The organism is Mitsuaria sp. BK041, assembly GCF_014193085.1.
Lineage (GTDB): Bacteria > Pseudomonadota > Gammaproteobacteria > Burkholderiales > Burkholderiaceae_C > Roseateles.
In genome coordinates, this window is sequence record NZ_JACHYT010000002.1 from 1,748,657 (window position 1) to 1,766,661 (window position 18,005).

The following is an 18,005-nucleotide window of genomic DNA, read 5'->3' on the forward strand; positions in this document are numbered from 1 at the left end:
GCGCCCGAGCCGCGCGTGCTGGTCCCGCTGCGCATCGACGGCGAGCCGCCGGCGCTGGGGCAGGTGCCGCACGCGCTGGACGGCGAGACGATGGGCACGACGTGGTCGGTGCGCTTCATCGGGCCGGACGGGCTGCGGCTCACCGCGATCGAGGCAGCCATCGTGCGCGCCTGCGATGAGGTCATCGCGCAGATGAGCGGCTGGGACGCCGCGTCCGAACTGAGCCGCTTCAACCGCGCGCCCGCCGGCACGGTGTGTCCCTTGCCGGACGACTTCGCGACGGTGCTCGATGCGGCGCTGAAGATCGCCGCCGCGAGCGGCGGCGCTTACGACCCCAGCGCTGGCGCGCTGGTGGCGCTGTGGGGCTTCGGTCCGTCGGGCGAGACGGCGCTCGCGCCGCGCCACGACGACCCCGCCTTCCGCGCCCCGTCGCCGCAGGACTGCGCCCGCGTCCACTGCGGCTGGGACGCGCTGCCGTGGGACGGCGCGCGTCGCACGCTGACGCAGGCCGGCGGGGTTGCGCTGGATCTGTCGGCGATCGCCAAGGGGTTCGCCGTCGACCGTGTGTCGGAGCTGCTGGGCACGCTCGGCCTGCGCGATCACCTCGTCGAGATCGGCGGGGAGCTGCGGGGCGCCGGCTTGAAGCCCGACGGGCAACCCTGGTGGGTGGACCTCGAGCCGCCCGCCGCCGACTGCGGCCTGGCGCCGCTGCGCATCGCACTCCACGGCCTGTCGGTCGCGACCTCCGGCGACTACCGCAAGTGCTTCGTCGATACCGCCGGCCAGTGGCGCTCCCACACCATCGACCCCCGCACGCGGCGGCCGGTCGAGCACGGTCTGGCGTCGGTCACCGTGGTGCATGACAGCGCGATGGCGGCCGATGGCTGGTCGACCGCGCTGATGGTGCTCGGGCCCGACGAGGGCCTCGCGCTGGCCGACCGGCTCGGCCTGGCCGCGCGGCTCGTGCGGCGCCGCCCGCCGGCCGAAGGCGGTGGTTTCGAGGAGCGCTTCTCCGCGGCGATGCGCGCGCTGATGCTCTGATGACTGCGATCCTGTCCCGTCCCGCGGCGGCGCTGCTGCTGCTCGTGCTCTACCTGCTGATGTGCGCCGCGGTGTGGTGGCGGCATCGCCGCCGGCAACGCCAGGCGGCCGCGGAATCGGCCGCGCTGCTGCCGGCCGCCGACGCCGGCCCGCCGGTGCTGGTGCTGCATGCGAGCCAGACCGGCCAGGCCGAGGAGATCGCCTGGCAGACCGCCAGGGCGCTGCACCTGGCCGGCATGCCGGTGCGCGTCGCCGCGCTCGGCGAGGTGGACCGCGAGGCGCTGCGCGGCGCGCGGCATGCGCTCTTCATCGCCAGCACCTACGGCGAGGGCGACGCCCCCGACAGCGCGGCACCGTTCGCGCGCGACCTGATGGCGGCGCAGGCCTCGGACGCGGCCACCGGCCTGGACCTGTCGTCGCTGCAGGTGGGCGTGCTGGCGCTGGGCGATGCGACCTACACCCACTTCTGCGGCTTCGGCCGCGCGCTCGACGCCTGGTTGCGCGAGCGCGGCGCGCGGTCGATGTTCGATCGCATCGAGGCCGACCGCACCGATGAACACGCGCTGTCGCAGTGGCGGCAGCGCTTGAGCCACCTGGCCGGCACCGCCGACCTGGCCGAGTGGGAGGCGCCGGTGTTCACCGACTGGCGGCTGGCGGCGCGCCGCCATCTGAATCCAGGGAGCCAGGGCGGACCGGTGTTCCACCTCGAGCTGGTGCCCGCGGGCGGATCGCCGCTGCCCGCCTGGGAGGCCGGCGATCTCGTGCAAGTGAGCGTGGCCGGGGAAGCGGCCCGTGCGGCCGGCGCGGCCGATGCGATCGATGACGACGCGCGGCGACCGCGCGAGTACACGATCGCCTCGCTGCCCGCGGACGGCCGCGTCGAGCTGATGGTGCGCCGCACCGCGCGCGAGGACGGCTCGCCGGGCCTGGCGTCGGGATGGTTGACGGAGCGCCTGGCCGTCGGTGGGGGCGTCGCGCTGCGCCTGCGACCGCATGCGAGCTTCCGCATCGGCGCCAACGCCGACCGGCCGCTGATCCTCGTCGGCAACGGCACCGGGCTGGCGGGGTTGCGGGCGCACTTGAAGGTCCGCGCGCAAGCCCGCATGAACACGGGGAACGGCGCCGTGAGGGCTTGGTTGCTCTTTGGTGAACGGCAATCGGCGCACGACGCGCATTACCGCGACGAGATCGAGGCCTGGCAGCGCGACGGCGTGCTGGCCCGCGTGGACTGGGCCTTCTCGCGCGACCAGGCGGAACGCGTCCATGTGCAGCACCTGCTCGCTCGCGAGGCGCCGCGTCTGCGCGAATGGATCGCGGACGGCGCGGCGATCTACGTCTGCGGCAGCCTGCAAGGCATGGCCGGCGCCGTCGACGCGGTGCTGCGCGAGACGCTCGGCGAGGCCGATGTCGACGCGCTCATCCGCGAAGGGCGCTACCGGCGCGACGTGTACTGAGCGGTCCGCGCACCACGGGGAACCCCGTAGGCGCGCAGGCATCGCGCGTGTCGGACATGCGGAGATTGATGCGCGCCCGCGACAAACACGGGGGACGGCGTTGACTTCGAGGCCGTTTTCCCCCTGCCAGAGCCTTCTCAATGCAGGAGGTGCGCAGTACCATTGCCCGCGCAGGGTGCCAACGAGTACCGAAGGCGTCAGACCTTCACCAGGGCCCGGCACATCAACAACCCTTGATGGAGAGAATCGAAATGGCAACTGCGAAGAAGGCCGCGCCCGCCAAGAAGGCGGCACCGGCCAAGAAGGCGGCACCGGCGAAGAAGGCCGCCGCGCCCGCGAAGAAGGCGGCACCTGCGAAGAAGGCCGCGCCCGCGAAGAAGGCAGCTCCCGCGAAGAAGGCTGCCGCTCCCGCCAAGAAGCGCACCCCCAACGCCGCCTTCATGAAGGCCCTGACCCCCAGCCCCGCGCTGGCCGCGATCGTCGGCGACAAGCCGCTGCCGCGCACCGACGTGGTGAAGAAGGTCTGGGAATACATCAAGAAGCACAACCTGCAGGACGCTGCGCAGAAGCGCGTCATCAACGCCGACGCCAAGCTGAAGGAAATCTTCGGCAAGGCCAAGGCCGACATGTTCGAGATGACCCGCCTGATCAACAGCCACCTGAAGGATTGAGCGCCGAGGCCGCAAGGCCTCTTCCGCGTTCAGGACAAGGCCCGCCTCGCGCGGGCTTTTTTGCGTCCGCGCCGGTCCGTGGGCAGGCGCGGCGCGATCGCCTCAGAGCCGCTCGAGCGCGGCGCGCAGCTGGCGCACGTCGATCGGCTTGAGCCAGTAATCCTGGAAGCCCGCGGCGCGAGCGCGCTGGCGCTGGTCGTCCATCACGTCCGCCGACAGCGCGATGCAGCGCAACTGAGCCAGGCGCGCGTCCGCGCGCACCAGCGCCATCAGTTCCAGGCCATTCATGTCCGGCAGGTTCATGTCCATCAGCACCAGCGAGGGCATGACGCGCGGCAGCATCTCCATCGCCTGGGCGCCGGTCTCGGCCACGTCCAGCGTCCAGCCGGGCATCAGGCGGAACACCTCCTCCATCAGCACGATGTTGATGCGGTCGTCCTCGACGTAGAGGACGTGGCGGGCGGCGGTGGGGGAGGACATGGCGAGGACAGGCAGGGGACAACGCACGATACCAGCGATTGGCTGGACGGCCCGTCTTGTCCATGCCGTCACCGCTTCTTCACCGCCCGTGCGATCTGCGGGAGCACCGTGACAAAAACCACGCGTGGCCATACCCCCGGCTGAGGGGGACGGCCCGATGCGACGGGCCTTCGCTCCCTACACTCGCCGCAACTCCTGTCACATCCGGTGATGCAAAGCGACGGATGGAAACAGGAGCCACAAACGGCAAGGCTTGACCCCGACGAGATGTCTCGCGGAGGCGGCCGCCGAAAAAGAGAACTGTCATGTCGTTGGTGGCCGCATTCGCGTTGGCCGCGTCTACCGTGACGCTGCCCAACTGTTCCTGGGACAAGCCGGGCGTCAATCCCTTCATGGGCGACCTCGTCGCGGCCGTGGACCGTTACAAGGACATCCCGGCGGCGACCCGCGCCAAGCTCAAGGCGCGCATGGCCGCGCGCCAGTACGACGAGATCGTCGACATCCACCGCGACAGCATCGTCGGCCGCTACGAGTACGGCAGCGAGATCCGCGACATGCATTTCGGCGCCGGCTCGGTCTGCCGCACGGTCACGCGGACGAAGTGGACCGCGCAGACGCTGGAGCGCGGCCTGGTCTATTGCGAGGACGGCCAATGCATCCTCGTCCCGACCGTGTGCCGCAATGTCAGCCGCATCGCGCGCGGACCGCTGAAGCCGGCCGCGGCCGGTGGCCCGACCGCCAAGGCCGAGGACGAACCGCTGATGTTCGAGCCCCCGGCGGCCGGTGCGGCCGCCGACGGCGGTGCCGGCGATCCGGGCAGTTTCGCGCGCACCGCCGCGCTGCCACCCACGGCCACCTCGGACACCAGCCTGATCGCGCCCACGCCGGGCGGCAGCGGCGGCGGGGCGCCCGTGGCGCCGCCGCCCACCGGCGTCGGCGGACCGGGCGTCATCACGTTGCCGCAGCTGCCGACGGGCAACAGCGGCGGCGGTGGCAACCTGCCCGTCGTGCCGGGAGTGCCGGAACCGCAGACCTGGCTGCTCTTCGCGCTGGGACTCGGCGCCCTGGTCATCGCGGCGAAGCGCCGCGCCGCCTGAACTGGCGCGCGCCTCAGCCGCGCCCCCGCAACTGCGCCCCTGAGCCGCGCGCTTCAGCCTCGCGCGAGCAGCGGCTTGAGATAGCGGCCGGTGTGGCTCGCCTCGCAGGCGGCGACGTCCTCGGGCGTGCCCGCGACCAGCAGCCGCCCGCCACCGGAGCCGCCCTCCGGACCCATGTCGATCAGCCAGTCCGCGGTTTTGATGACGTCGAGGTTGTGCTCGATGATCACGATCGTGTTGCCCGCGTCGCGCAGCTGGTGCACGACCTTGAGCAGCAGCGCGATGTCGGCGAAGTGCAGGCCGGTGGTCGGCTCGTCGAGGATGTACAGCGTCCGCCCGGTGTCGCGCTTGGAGAGCTCCAGCGCCAGCTTGACGCGCTGCGCCTCGCCGCCTGACAGCGTCGTCGCGCTCTGGCCGAGCTTCACGTAGCCCAGGCCCACGTCCATCAGCGTCTGCAGCTTGCGCGCCAGCGTCGGCACCGCGCTGAAGAAGGCGAGCGCGTCTTCCACCGTCAGCCCCAGCACCTCGGAGATGTTCTTGCCCTTGTAGAGCACCTCCAGCGTCTCGCGGTTGTAGCGCTTGCCGCCGCAGGTGTCGCAGGGGACGTAGACGTCGGGCAGGAAGTGCATCTCCACCTTCAGCACGCCGTCGCCCTGGCAGGACTCGCAGCGGCCGCCGGCCACGTTGAAGCTGAAGCGGCCCGCGCCGTAGCCGCGCTCGCGCGCGGTCGGCATCTCGGCGAAGAGCTCGCGGATCGGGGTGAACAGGCCGGTGTAGGTCGCCGGGTTGGAGCGCGGCGTGCGGCCGATCGGCGACTGGTCGACGTTGATCACCTTGTCGAAGGCGTCCATGCCTTCGATCTCGTCATGCTCGGCCGGTTCGGCATGGCTCTGGTAGAGCTTGCGCGAGACGGCGGCATACAGCGTGTCGTTGACCAGCGTGCTCTTGCCCGAGCCGGACACGCCGGTCACGCAGGTCAGCAGGCCGACCGGGAATTCGGCGGTCACGCCCTTGAGGTTGTTGCCGCGCGCGTTGACGATCTTCAGCGTGCGCGGATCGGCGCTGTCGCTGAGCGCGTGACGCTGCTTGGGCACCTCGATGCGCTCCACGCCGCTCAGATAGCGGCCGGTCGAGGAATTCAGGTTGGCTGCCACTTCCTCCGGCGTGCCCTGCGCCATGATCCGGCCGCCATGCACGCCGGCGCCCGGGCCCAGGTCCAGCACATGGTCCGCGGCGCGGATCGCGTCCTCGTCATGCTCGACCACCAGCACCGAGTTGCCCAGGTCGCGCAAGCGCCGCAGCGTCGCGATCAGCCGGTCGTTGTCGCGCTGGTGCAGGCCGATGCTGGGCTCGTCCAGCACGTACATCACGCCGGTCAGCCCGGAGCCGATCTGCGACGCCAGCCGGATGCGCTGCGCCTCGCCGCCGGACAGCGTGTCGGCGCTGCGGTCCAGGCTCAGGTAGTTCAGCCCCACGTCGTTGAGGAAGTGCAGCCGCGAGGCGATCTCCCGGATCACCTTGTCGGCGATCTCCGCCTTCGCGCCCTTGAGCTTGAGCGATTCGAAATAGGCCAGCGCCTCGCGCAGCGTCGCGTGCTCGACCTCGTAGATCGGCTTGCCGCGCTCGCCCTCGGCGGCGTCGGCCGGCTGCAGCAGCACGTGGCGCGCCTCGCGTCTCAGGCGCGAGCCCTCGCAATGGGGGCAGGGCTTGGCGCTCTGGTAGCGCGCGAGTTCCTCGCGCACCGCGGCGGAATCGGTCTCGCGGAAGCGCCGCTGCAGGGTGGGGAGGATGCCCTCGAACGGGTGGGAGCGCCTGACGCTGCGCTTGCGGCCGTTGGCGCCTTCGGCCTGGTAGGTGAAGGTGATCTCGTCCTCGCCGGAGCCCTGCAGCAGGACCTGGCGCGCCAGCTCGGGCAGTTCCTCGAAGGGCTGTTCGATGTCGAAGCCGTAATGCTTCGCGACCGATTCCAGCATCGAGAAGGTGTAGGCGTTGCGCCGGTCCCAGCCCTTGACCGCGCCGCTGGCCAGGCTCAGCGTCGGGAAGGCGACGACGCGTTCCGGATCGAAGACGGTCACCAGGCCCAGGCCCTCGCAGGAGGGGCAGGCGCCCACCGGTGAATTGAACGAGAACAGCCGGGGCTCGAGTTCCGGCAGCGAATAGCTGCAGATCGGGCACGCGAACTTGCTGGAGTAGATCGACTCGGTGCCGCGGTCCATGTCGAGCACCAGCGCGCGGCCGTCGGCCAGGCGCAGCGCCGCCTCGAAGCTTTCCGCCAGACGCTGGCGCAGCTGGTCGGCGCTGTCGTGGCGCAGCTTGATGCGGTCGACGACGACATCGATGTCGTGCTTCTCCGCCTTCTTCAGCGCCGGCAGGTCCGGCACCTCGACGGTCTGGCCGTCGACGCGGAAGCGCACATACCCCTGCGCCTGCAGGTCCTGGAAGAGCTCGATGAACTCGCCCTTGCGGTCGCGCACGACCGGCGCCAGCACCATCAGGCGCGAGTCGTCCGGCATGGCCAGCACCGCGTCGACCATCTGGCCGACGCTCGAGGCCTCCAGCGGCAGGTGGTGGTCGGGGCAGAAGGGCGTGCCGGCGCGCGCGTAGAGCAGGCGCAGGTAGTCGTGGATCTCGGTGACCGTGCCCACCGTCGAGCGCGGGTTGTGGCTGGTGGCCTTCTGCTCGATCGAGATCGCCGGCGACAGGCCCTCGATCACGTCGACCTCGGGCTTGTCCATCAGCTGCAGGAACTGGCGCGCGTAGGCCGACAGGCTCTCGACGTAGCGGCGCTGGCCCTCGGCGTACAGCGTGTCGAAGGCGAGCGAGGACTTGCCCGAGCCCGACAGCCCGGTGATGACGACCAGCTGGTTGCGCGGCAGGTCGACGTCGATGTTCTTGAGGTTGTGGGTGCGGGCGCCGCGGACGCGGATCATCGGCGGCTCGTCCCCCATCCGCCCCAGCACCTGGCCCAGATACCGGCCGCCCGGGCCCGGCTGCGGCGCGGCCGTGGGCTCGGACGGGGCGGGGACGGCGGGCGGAACTTTCGTGGACATGGGGCCGGACACAGCTGGAGGCGAACTCGCCATGATAGGGCCAGCCCCGTTCCCGCGCCGATCCCTGCTGACACCGCATGGCAGCGGGAGGAATGCCGAAATCCTTCCCCGCGACCCCGCCTTTGCGGGGGCTCTCTGGCCACATGGGGGTGCAGAATCGCCGCATCCCCTCCTGCCCCTTCCCCCCTCGATGAAGTTCAAAGCGCCGTCGCTGTCGCTGCGCAGTGTGATCCTGCTCGCGGTGGTGGTCGGGATCGCGGCGCCGGCCCTGGCGCTGCTCGCCTACAGCGATGCGTTCATCCGCCGCAGCCTCGAGCCGGTGCTGGAGGGCCAGCGCGCGGCCGTGCTGACGCTGGCCGCCAATGGCCTGGTCGAGCCGCTGTGGACGGTGGACAGCCCGGCGGTGCAGCGGGCGCTCGACCAGCTGCTGTCTGACGTCAACGTCTGCGCGGTGGAGCTCAACGAGGAGCGCGTCGACACCCGCGACATCGTGCGCGCCAAGTGCAGCCCCGGCTGGCCGACGGTCACGCTCGCCGCGACCATCCAGCGCGAGGGCCAGGTGCTGGGCAGCCTGCGGGTGCAGTTCGACGATGCCGCGCAGGAACGCATGCTCGAGGAGGGGCGCCGGCAGACGGCGCTGATCGTGGCCGCGCAGGTGGCGGTGGGCGTGGGCATCGTGCTGATGGTCTTCTATCTGCGGATGGTCCGCCCGATCGACCGGCTCAAGCGCCTGGCCAACGCGATCGCCGAGCGCCAGCCGGTGCCGCGGCTGCGCTGGAACCGCAAGGACGAGCTGGGCCAGCTGGGCGTGCACCTGGACCAGATGGGGCAGCAGATCGCCGGCCTGCTGGCGGACATGGAGAGCAAGAACGCGCAGCTGCATCAGCTCGCGATGTACGACCACCTCACCGGCCTGCCCAACCGGACGCTGTTCCGGGAAGTGTTCCTGCACGAGGCGGCGGTCGCTCGGCGCGAGCAGAGCCACCTGGCGCTGCTGTTCGTCGACCTGGACCGGTTCAAGGCGATCAACGATTCGCTAGGGCATGCCGCCGGCGACCGCATGCTGCTGCAGGCCAGCGAGCGGTTGCGCCAGGCGGTGCGGGAGTCCGACCTGGCCTGCCGCGTCAGCGGCGACGAGTTCCTGCTGCTGATGCGCGATTCCAGCGAGCACGTCGCCTCCGCGGCGCAGCGCCTGATCGAGGCGCTGAACGCGCCGCTGCAGCTCGAGGGCGGCGTGGCCAGCGTGTCGGCCAGCGTCGGCATCGCGCTGTTCCCGCGCGATGGCGACGACTTCGACACCCTGGTCCGCCATGCCGACCTGGCGATGTACCGCGCCAAGCAGCTGGGGCGCTCGCGCTACAGCTTCTTCCAGCAGGACATGGACGCGGCGGCGGTGCAGCGGATGGAGCTCGAGCGCGAATTGAAGCTGGCGCTGGAACGCGACGAACTGCTGCTCCATTACCAGGCCGTCGTGGATGCCCGCACCGGCGCCTGGTCGGGGCTGGAGGCGCTGATGCGCTGGCAGCATCCGCAGCGAGGGCTGGTGATGCCAGGTCAGTTCATCGAGCTGGCCGAGGAGACCGGGCAGATCCTGGACCTGGGCTGGAGCACCATCGAGCAGGCCTGCGCGCAGTTGGCGCGCTGGAAGGCCTCGGGGCGGCATCCGGGGCCGATCTCGATCAACCTGTCGGCCCTGCAGTTCCGCGAGCCCCGGCTGGCCGAGCGGATCGCCGAGGCAATGGGCCGCCACGCGGTCGCGCCCGGCGAACTGGCGATCGAGCTGACCGAAAGCTCGCTGCTGACCGACACCGACACGGTGCTCCAGACCCTGGCGCGCCTGTCCGAGCTGGGGCTGAGCCTGTCGGTGGACGACTTCGGGACCGGGTATTCCTCGCTCGCCTACCTGAAGCTGCTGCGCCCGGCCCGGCTGAAGATCGACCGGGCCTTCGTCCGGGACCTGCCCAGCAGCGCCGACGACCGGGCGCTGGTGCGCGCCATGATGGGCATGGCCGAGGCGCTGGGCATCGACGTGGTGGCGGAGGGCGTCGAGACCGAGGCGCAGCGCGACGCGCTGCTGGCGCTGGGCTGCTGGCAGCAGCAGGGCTATTTCTATTGCCGGCCGCAGCCGGCCGCCGCGCTGGCGGCGCGCCTGGCCGTCTGGCCGCCCCAGGCTGGGGCGGCGCGGGCCGCGCGCGGCTGAAGCCCCGCCAGGATCGCCCCCCAGGACCCATTCGCCCGGCCGACCGGCATTTCGGCGCGCGATAGCGGCAATTCGTCGCGTCGTCGTGGTCTTGCCGCCGGTGTCGGCGCACAGTGCATCCTCGTTGAAATGCCAGGACAGGGATCGCACCGCAGGGGACCACCATGAACGACGCCGCCAAGACTTTCCTCACCGCCCTGGCCGCCGTGGCCAGCGCCGCCGTCATCGCCTTGTGGCTGGCGGACACGAACGAGGCCGCGCGTCCGTCCCATCCCCTGCCCCTGCACTGGGCCGAGCAGACCATGCCGGGACCTCAGGCCGACCAGGCCAGCAAGCCGCGCGGATGACCCCGCGGCCTGCGCTCCGATAGACGCCACGCTTCCCCCGGCATTTCGAAGCCCGCCTGACCAGCGGGCTTCTTTTTTTTCGGCTCGATCGTCGGGAACATCGATGGAATGGGGCATCCCGGCGATCGACGGTCCGGGCTCATCCATTCGTCGCGGTTCCGCGCAGTTCACTCCGTCGCCGCGCGCATTCGTCGCTTGCGGCTCGCGGAACGGGGGCGCGATGACGACACTGACTTCACTGACACACGCAACCCCATCAAGGAGATCGACATGAGCACCCCCTCTTTCAAGACCGCCCGCACCAGCTTCAAGGCCTTTGCCTTCGGCATCGGCGCCGCGCTGGCGATCGCCGTCAGCCTGCTGCACGTGCAGGACCAGCGCGAGCAACGCGCGGCCGTCATCACGCTGGATCCGGTGGTCATCACCGCCAAGCGCGAGCAACTGCCCACCGTCTACATCACCGGCCGCCGCGACACCGCGGCCGACGGCCAGCAGCTGGCTTCGGCCGCGCCGGCCGGCTGCACGACCCAGCTCTGCTGAGCTCCGGCGGTTGCGCTGTCAAGGCGGCGACCGCGACGGTCCAGCTGTAGCGATCGCCCACGAGAACGCCCGGCAGTTGCCGGGCGTTCTTCTTTTTGTCGGTGAGTTTTCCTGGTGACGATCGCGTGACGCGATCGAGGGCCCAAGCGGCTCAGTCCTCGGCCAGGACCCGCAGCAGCGCCTCGCCATAGGCCTCGAGCTTCTTCGCGCCTATGCCGCTGATGCCGGACATCTCGTCGAGCGAGCGCGGCTGCGCCCGCGCCAGTTCGGCCAGGGTGACGTTCTGGAAGATCACGTAGGCCGGCAGGCCGTGCTCGCGCGCCACCTCGGCGCGCCAGGCCTTGAGCGCATCGAAGCGCGCCTGCGCCGCGGCGTCCAGGTCGGCCTCGGCCTCCGAGCGCCGGCTGGACGACGACCCGCCGCGGCTCGACTTGCTCTTGCGCGTCGGCACCGCGGGCTGGCGCAGCAGCATGCGCACCTCGCCACGCAGCACGGCCTTGGCATCGCCGCCCAGCGACAGCGTGTTGTATTCGCCCTCGGTCACCGCATAGCCCAGCGCGATCAGCTGGCGGATCACCGCGCGCCACTGCTGCTCGCTGAGCGCGGCGCCGACGCCCCAGGTCGACAGTTCGTGATGCCGGTACTGGGCGACCTTGTCGGTCTCCTTGCCGCGCAGCACGTCGATCAGGTGGCCGGAACCGAAGCTGAAGCCGGTGACCTGGTGGAAGCGGTAGATGCACGACAGCGCCATGCGCGCCGCCTCGGTCGCGTCCCAGGTCGCGGGCGGATTCAGGCAGTTGTCGCAGTTGCCGCAGGGCTGGCTGTCCTCGCCGAAGTAGGCCAGCAGCCGCACGCGGCGGCAGTCGATGGCCTCGGCCAGCGCGAGCAGCGCGTCGAGCTTGCCGCGCTGCACCTGCTTGAATTCGTCGGACGACGGGCTCTCGTCGATCATGCGGCGCTGCTGCACCACGTCCGCCAGGCCGTAGGCCATCCAGGCCTGGGCCGGTTCGCCGTCGCGGCCGGCGCGACCGGTCTCCTGGTAGTAGCCCTCGATGTTCTTGGGCAGGTCCAGGTGGGCGACGAAACGCACGTCGGGTTTGTCGATGCCCATGCCGAAGGCGATGGTGGCGACCATCACGATGCCGTCCTCGCGCAGGAAGCGGTCCTGATGGCGCTTGCGCTGCTCCTGTTCCATGCCGGCGTGGTACGGCAGCGCGTTGATGCCCTTGGCGCGCAGCCACTCCGCCGTCTCGTCGACCTTCTTGCGGCTCTGGCAATAAACGACGCCCGCCTCGTCCTCGTGCTCGTCCTGGATGAAGCGCAGCAGCTGCTCGCGCGGGCTGTCCTTCTCGACGATCAGGTAGCGGATGTTGGGCCGGTCGAACGAGGCGACGAAGATCCGCGCGCTGTCGAGCTGCAGCCGCTCGATGATGTCGGCGCGGGTGATGTCGTCGGCGGTCGCGGTCAGCGCGATGCGCGGGATGTCGGGGAAGCGCTCGTGGAGCAGGCTCAGCGACAGGTATTCGCTGCGGAAGTCGTGGCCCCACTGGCTCACGCAGTGCGCCTCGTCGATCGCGAACAGCGCGAGCAGGCCGCGCTCGTACAGCGACTGCATCTGCGCGATGAAGCGCGGCGTGTTGACCCGCTCCGGTGCCGCGTACAGCAGCGTCAGGCGCCCGGCGAGCATCTCGCGCTCGATGCGCTGGGTTTCCTCGAGCGTCTGCGTGGAGTTCAGGAAGGCGGCCTCGACGCCCGCTTCCTCGAGCGCGCCGACCTGGTCATGCATCAGGGCGATCAGCGGACTGACGACCACGGTGACGCCATGGCCGGCGCGCTGCCGGGCGATGGCGGGGATCTGGTAACAGAGCGACTTGCCGCCGCCGGTGGGCATCAGCACCAGCGCGTCGCCGCCGGCGGTCACGTGGTCGACGATCGCCGCCTGCTGGCCGCGAAAGGCGCTGTAACCGAACACCTCTTGCAGGATGGCTAGCGGGACGGGATGATGCTTGGACGAACTCATGGAGCCCTCGATTGTCCTGCACATCGACGGGTCCGCCGTTCACCCGGTCCCGATCCGTCGTGGACGGCGCTTTCCGAGCGCCTTGCTCCTCCGCACCGCACAGACCTGCTCATGATCGCTGCGCCGTTGCCTGACGACGAGAATGCCCGGCTGGCCACGCTGCGCGTGCTGCAGGTGCTGGACACCGATCCCGAGGAACGCTTCGACCGCCTGACGCGCATGGCGCGGCGCCTGTTCGAGGTGCCGATCGCGCTGGTCAGCCTGGTCGACGCGGACCGGCAGTGGTTCAAGTCGGCGCAGGGCCTGGACGTGCCGGAGACCCCGCGCGACGTCAGCTTCTGCGGCCACGCCATCCTGTCGGACGACATCCTGCTGATCCCCGACCCCCATGCCGATCCGCGCTTCGTCGACAACCCGCTGGTGACCGGGGCGCCGCACATCCGCTTCTACGCCGGCTGCCCGGTGCGGGCGCCCAGCGGTCACCGGCTCGGCACGCTGTGCCTGATCGACCGGGTGCCGCGCGGCTTCGACGCCGACGACCAGGCGACGCTGCGCGACCTGGCCTTCATGGTCGAGCAGCAGTTCGCGGCGATGTACATGGCGATGGTGGACGAACTGACCGGGCTGGCGAACCGTCGCGGCTTCGAATCGCAGGCCGGGCATGTGCTGGCGCTGTGCCGGCGCAAGCAGTGGCCGGCGACGATGCTGTACTTCGACCTCGACCACTTCAAGCATGTCAACGACCGCTATGGCCATGCGGAGGGCGACTGGGCGCTGAAGTCCTTTGCGGACATCCTGCGTTTCTGCCTGCGGGCCTCGGACGTGATCGCGCGCACCGGCGGCGACGAGTTCGTGGTGCTGCTCAGCGGCACGGCGACCGAGCAGATGTCGCCCGCGCTGGAGCGGGTGCGCACGCAGGTCGGGGCGCTCAACCTGAGGGCGCAGCGGGGCTATGCGCTGGATTTCAGCGTCGGCGACGCCGCGATGGCCGCCGACCGACCGCTGACGCTGGAGGAGCTGATGCAGCAGGCCGACGCGGCGATGTACGCGCACAAGCAGAGCCGGCGCCGCATGGGCTGACGGCCGGTCCGGGCGGGCGCGGCGGCAACGGCGGCCCTGAATCAGGTGATCGGCTGACGCGAAGCGGGCAGCGGATCGGCGTTTCCCGGGGATCGTCGGCGGAATGGGCGGGCGGCATAATCCGCCCCCTGCGCCGCTGTTTCCGACCCGATGTCCCGGGCGATGGGCGGCGCCGAGTTTCCCATTCCGAACATTCAACGACACGCAAGCGAAGGCAACCCTCATGGCCTCGGTCAACAAAGTCATCATCCTCGGCAACCTGGGCCGTGATCCCGAACTCCGCTACACGCCCAGCGGCAGCGCGGTGTGCAACGTCAGCATCGCGACGACGCGCAACTGGAAGAGCCGTGAAGGCGGTGAGCGCCAGGAGGAGACCGAATGGCACCGCGTGGTGTTCTACGACCGCCTGGCCGAGATCGCGGGCGAGTACCTGAAGAAGGGCCGTCCGGTCTATGTCGAGGGTCGCCTGAAGACCCGCAAGTGGCAGGACAAGGAAGGCAAGGACAACTACACGACGGAAATCATCGCCGAGCAGATGCAGCTGCTGGGCGGCCGTGAAGGCGGCGGCGACGACATGGGCGGCGGCGGTGGTGGTGGCTACAGCCGTGAGCGCTCGTCGGAGCGCGGCAGTGGCGGAAGCGGCCGCGACAGCGGCGACTTCGACGCACCGCGCGCGCCGGCCCCGCGCGCCGCGGCGCCTCGCGCCCCGGCCCCCGCGCCGAAGCCGGCGACCGGCTTCGATGACATGGATGACGATATTCCGTTCTGATCGATAGCGATCCCGGCTATGCCGGGGTCGGATGATCAAGATGAAGGAAGCCCGTTGGCGTTCACGCCGCGGGCTTTTTTTCCTTTTCGAGCCGGACGCCCACCTTCAGCCGAAATGGCCGCCCCTCAGGGCAGGTCCACGATCTCGATCCAGTTCGCGGCCCGTCCCACCGGTTGCCGGCCGATCAGCCGGAGCGCGCCCTTGTCCGGATCGATGCGGTACACCGACAGCCGCTCCGATCTCTCTCCGGCCACGAGCAGGAACTTCCCGGTCGGATCGAAGCGGATGCCACGCGGCTGCGTTTCCGTCGGATAGGCGTCCACCAGGCTCGGTTTGCCGGACGCCGCGGCAAGCGTCAGCAACGAGATCGTGCTGCTCGTCCGTTCGGACGTGTACATGAACCGGCCGTCCGGCGTGATGGCGATGTCGGAGGACCAGATGCGTCGCTGCTCGTCGCTCGCCGGCACCGTGAGCGTGCTCGAGAGCTCGGTGAGCGTCCCCCGATCGCGATCCCTCCCGAACTGGATGACGTTGCCGCTCAGCTCGCTGATCACGTAGAGGAATCGACCGTCGGGGGAGAACTCGATGTGCCGCGGGCCGTTGCCCGGCTTGGTCTTGACGAGCGGCGGATCGAGCGGCGTCAGCTTGCCGCTGGCGGCGTCGAATCCGAACTGCAGGATCTGATCGCTGCCGAGGTTGGTGACGTACAGGAAGCGATTGCCGGAGTCGATCCGGATGCTGTGCGCCTTCTCTCCGGTGGGCAGGACCTGGATGGCGCCCTGCTCGACCAGGCCGTCCTTGATCGCGCTGATCGCGATCCGGCTTCCGTCATAGGAGGCCGTGAACAGGAAGCGTCCGGTCCGGTCGGTGGACGCGTAGGCCATGCTGTCCGGAAGTGGCGCGTCGGCCTTCTGGCGCAAGGCGCCGCTCGCGGCATCGATGTCGTAGGTCAGCACGCGGAATGGCTCGGAGCGCACGACCGCGTACAGATGCCGCTTGGCGGGATCCACCGCCATCGGCATCACGAGCTTGCCGGCCGCCGTCTTGCCCAGCGGCGTGAGCGCGCCGGCGGCGTCCATCTCGAACGCGTCGATGACGCCGTCCTGCGCCGCGGAGACATAGACGTAGGTCTTGGCCGAGACCGGGACGGCGGCAGCGATCGCCATGGCGGCGGCGCTGGCGATCTTCATCATTCCACTTCTGAGCTTGCGCATCGACTCTGCTCCGGGCCTGTCATGAATGCTGGTGCGCCCGCATTCTCCCGGCGCGCAGCGTCACCAGCCGCGACGCGCGGTCCTGAACGCCACGCCATTGCCGATGGCGCGGTTGTCCAGTCACGCGTGCGGAGTGACCTTGTCCATCAGGTCCAGACGCCCCACCGCTTCCTCGGGCAACCGCAGTTCAGCGGCCACGAGGTTCTCCCGCAGATGCTGGACCGATGAGGTGCCCGGAATCAGCACCAGGTTGGGCGAGCGCTGCAGCAGCCAGGCCAGTGCCACCTGCATCGGCGTGGCGCCGAGTTGGCTGGCGACCTCCGACAAGGCGCTCGACTGCAAGGGCGTGAAGCCACCGAGCGGAAAGAACGGGACATAGGCAATGCCGTCCCCGGCCAATTGCCGCACCAGCGCGTCGTCGTTCCGATGGACGAGGTTGTAATGGTTCTGCACGCAGACGATGGCGCAGAGGCGACGCGCATCCTCGACCTGCCGCGCGGTCACGTTGCTCAGCCCGATGTGCTGGATCAGGCCCTGCCGTTGCAGTTCGGCCAAAGCGGTGAGCGGCTCCTCCAGCGAGCCCTCGGCAGGCCCGTGGACGTCCAGCATGCTGCGCAGGTTGACCAGCTCCAGCGACTCCAGACCGAGGTGGCGCAGGTTGTCGTGCACCGCCCTCGTCAGCTCGTCGGCGGACAGGGCAGGCAGCCACGACCCATCGGCCCCCCGCTTGGCGCCCACCTTGGTGGCGATGAGCAGATCCTGGCGATAGGGGTGCAGCGCCTCGCGAATGATCTGGTTGGTGATGTGCGGGCCATAGAAGTCAGCGGTGTCGATGTGGTCGACACCGCGCTCCACGGCCGCCCGCAGCACCGCCACGGCGGCGGCCCGGTCCTTGGGAGGGCCGAAGACGCCGGGTCCGGCGAGCTGCATCGCGCCGTACCCGAGGCGCTTCACGTTGCGGTTGCCGATGCGGAAGGTGCCGGCCTTGTCGAGTGAGTTCATGAGCATGTCCTTTCGAAGGTGGCTCACTCTAGGCAGCGCCGCGGCGTACGATAAGTGGCTCCAATCCGCACGGGTCGTGCGGAAATCAGAACAGTGGCGGGTGCGATGGCGGATCACATGGCCGATCTGGCGGTTTTCGTGGCGGTGGCGCGCGCCGGAGGCTTCCGGCAGGCGGCGCGCGGCGAGGGCGTCAGCGCGTCCAGCCTCAGCGAGGCCTTGCGCAGGCTGGAAGCCCGCCTGGGGGTTCGGCTGCTCCACCGCAGCACGCGCAGCGTCGTGCCCACCGAAGCCGGCGCGCGACTGCTTCATCGGCTGGGGCCTGCGTTGGGCGAGGTGGAAGCGGCGCTCGACGAGATCAACGGATTCCGTGACCGTCCGGCGGGCACGCTGCGGCTGAACGTTCCCGTCAACGCGGCGCGCCTGGTGCTGCCGGCCCTGGTGCCGCCTTTCCTCGCCGCCTATCCGGACATCCGACTGGAAGTGATCGTCGACGAAGGCTTCGTGGACGTCGTGGCGGCGGGCTGCGACGCCGGCATCCGCTACGAGGAACGCCTGGAGCAGGACATGATCGCCCTGCCCATCGGCCCGCGTCACCAACGCATGGCGACGGCCGCCGCGCCGGGCTATCTCGCGCGCAGCGGCCGGCCGCTGCATCCCCGCGACCTGCTGCAGCACGCCTGCCTGCGGGTGCGCTTCGCCAGCGGTGCCATGCCGCCCTGGGAGTTCCAGCGCAAGTCGGAGGTCGTGACGGTCGATCCGGCCGGACCGCTGGTCGTGCGGGCCGGCGGCGGCGTGGACCTCGCCATCGATGCGGCGCTGGCCGGCAGCGGGGTCATCCACCTGTTCGAGGACTGGCTCCAGCCCCATCTGGCCAGCGGCGCGCTGGAGCCATTGCTGCAGACATGGTGGCGCCCGTTCACCGGGCCGTTCCTGTACTACCCCGGCCGGCGCCACGTGCCCGCGCCCTTGCGGGCCTTCGTCGACTTCTTGCGGACGCGTTACGCCGAAGACTGAGCGGCGGCCTGGGCGCATGCCCGTGG

Annotated in this window: 15 protein-coding genes; 10 read left to right on the forward strand and 5 right to left on the reverse strand. The window is 70.2% G+C overall.

Going from position 1 to position 18,005, the window contains the following annotated elements; genetic code table 11:
• Positions 1–15 precede the first annotated feature (15 nt).
• The 3 genes from FHT38_RS23565 (at position 16) to FHT38_RS23575 (ending at position 3,166) form a co-directional block, all read left to right on the forward strand.
• The gene (locus FHT38_RS23565; protein ID WP_310737421.1) at positions 16–1,041 is read left to right on the forward strand and encodes an FAD:protein FMN transferase; all 1,026 of its coding nucleotides are present in this window, start codon (positions 16–18) and stop codon (positions 1,039–1,041) included.
• Positions 1,041–2,495: a sulfite reductase subunit alpha gene (locus tag FHT38_RS23570; RefSeq protein ID WP_183493398.1), complete on the forward strand. Its 1,455-nt coding sequence runs from the start codon at positions 1,041–1,043 to the stop codon at positions 2,493–2,495. Before FHT38_RS23565 ends, FHT38_RS23570 begins: the two co-directional genes overlap by 1 nt.
• A 251-nt stretch (positions 2,496–2,746) precedes the next feature.
• Positions 2,747–3,166: an SWIB/MDM2 domain-containing protein gene (locus FHT38_RS23575; protein WP_091730363.1), complete on the forward strand. Its 420-nt coding sequence runs from the start codon at positions 2,747–2,749 to the stop codon at positions 3,164–3,166.
• 102 nt (positions 3,167–3,268) lie between these two features.
• On the opposite strand, the gene FHT38_RS23580 is transcribed toward FHT38_RS23575, so the two are convergent.
• Positions 3,269–3,646 carry a response regulator gene (locus FHT38_RS23580; protein ID WP_175538417.1) on the reverse strand — a complete coding sequence of 126 codons (378 nt, stop codon included), beginning with the start codon at positions 3,644–3,646 and terminating at the stop codon, positions 3,269–3,271.
• Positions 3,647–3,951: 305 nt separating this feature from the next.
• On the opposite strand from FHT38_RS23580, the gene FHT38_RS23585 reads away from it, so the two are divergent.
• Positions 3,952–4,743, forward strand: a complete 792-nt coding sequence (locus FHT38_RS23585; RefSeq protein WP_183493399.1) for an MHFG family PEP-CTERM protein — start codon at positions 3,952–3,954, stop codon at positions 4,741–4,743.
• A gap of 53 nt (positions 4,744–4,796) precedes the next feature.
• On the opposite strand, the gene uvrA is transcribed toward FHT38_RS23585, so the two are convergent.
• The gene (uvrA, locus tag FHT38_RS23590) at positions 4,797–7,691 is read right to left on the reverse strand and encodes an excinuclease ABC subunit UvrA (RefSeq protein ID WP_183493648.1); all 2,895 of its coding nucleotides are present in this window, start codon (positions 7,689–7,691) and stop codon (positions 4,797–4,799) included.
• Positions 7,692–7,983: 292 nt separating this feature from the next.
• Here uvrA and FHT38_RS23595 point away from each other — a divergent pair, with 292 nt between their 5' ends.
• The 3 genes from FHT38_RS23595 to FHT38_RS23605 all read left to right on the forward strand — a co-directional run bounded on the left by FHT38_RS23595 (position 7,984) and on the right by FHT38_RS23605 (position 10,880).
• A complete protein-coding gene (locus FHT38_RS23595; RefSeq protein WP_147241883.1) occupies positions 7,984–9,993 on the forward strand; it encodes a bifunctional diguanylate cyclase/phosphodiesterase in 2,010 nt (669 codons plus the stop codon).
• Positions 9,994–10,157: 164 nt separating this feature from the next.
• Positions 10,158–10,340, forward strand: coding sequence for a hypothetical protein (locus tag FHT38_RS23600; protein WP_091730383.1), 183 nt, complete (start codon positions 10,158–10,160; stop codon positions 10,338–10,340).
• Between the two features lie 270 nt (positions 10,341–10,610).
• Positions 10,611–10,880: a hypothetical protein gene (locus FHT38_RS23605; protein WP_183493400.1), complete on the forward strand. Its 270-nt coding sequence runs from the start codon at positions 10,611–10,613 to the stop codon at positions 10,878–10,880.
• Positions 10,881–11,031: 151 nt separating this feature from the next.
• Here the strand turns inward: FHT38_RS23605 and recQ are convergent, their stop codons facing one another.
• Positions 11,032–12,900 carry a DNA helicase RecQ gene (gene recQ / locus FHT38_RS23610; protein ID WP_091730388.1) on the reverse strand — a complete coding sequence of 623 codons (1,869 nt, stop codon included), beginning with the start codon at positions 12,898–12,900 and terminating at the stop codon, positions 11,032–11,034.
• Between the two features lie 126 nt (positions 12,901–13,026).
• Here recQ and FHT38_RS23615 point away from each other — a divergent pair, with 126 nt between their 5' ends.
• Together FHT38_RS23615 and FHT38_RS23620 are read left to right on the forward strand one after the other, a co-directional pair.
• Entirely contained in the window at positions 13,027–13,980 is a 954-nt protein-coding gene (locus tag FHT38_RS23615) for a sensor domain-containing diguanylate cyclase (protein ID WP_310737422.1), read from the forward strand.
• A gap of 223 nt (positions 13,981–14,203) precedes the next feature.
• On the forward strand, positions 14,204–14,749 hold the full coding sequence (locus tag FHT38_RS23620; RefSeq protein WP_091730396.1) for a single-stranded DNA-binding protein: 546 nt from the start codon (positions 14,204–14,206) through the stop codon (positions 14,747–14,749).
• 125 nt (positions 14,750–14,874) lie between these two features.
• Here the strand turns inward: FHT38_RS23620 and FHT38_RS23625 are convergent, their stop codons facing one another.
• A complete protein-coding gene (locus FHT38_RS23625; RefSeq protein ID WP_221213884.1) occupies positions 14,875–15,939 on the reverse strand; it encodes a beta-propeller fold lactonase family protein in 1,065 nt (354 codons plus the stop codon).
• A gap of 144 nt (positions 15,940–16,083) precedes the next feature.
• Complete coding sequence (locus tag FHT38_RS23630; RefSeq protein WP_183493402.1) at positions 16,084–16,965, reverse strand: aldo/keto reductase family oxidoreductase; 882 nt, start codon at positions 16,963–16,965, stop codon at positions 16,084–16,086.
• A gap of 117 nt (positions 16,966–17,082) precedes the next feature.
• On the opposite strand from FHT38_RS23630, the gene FHT38_RS23635 reads away from it, so the two are divergent.
• Complete coding sequence (locus FHT38_RS23635) at positions 17,083–17,979, forward strand: LysR family transcriptional regulator (RefSeq protein WP_404935741.1); 897 nt, start codon at positions 17,083–17,085, stop codon at positions 17,977–17,979.
• Positions 17,980–18,005 lie beyond the last annotated feature (26 nt).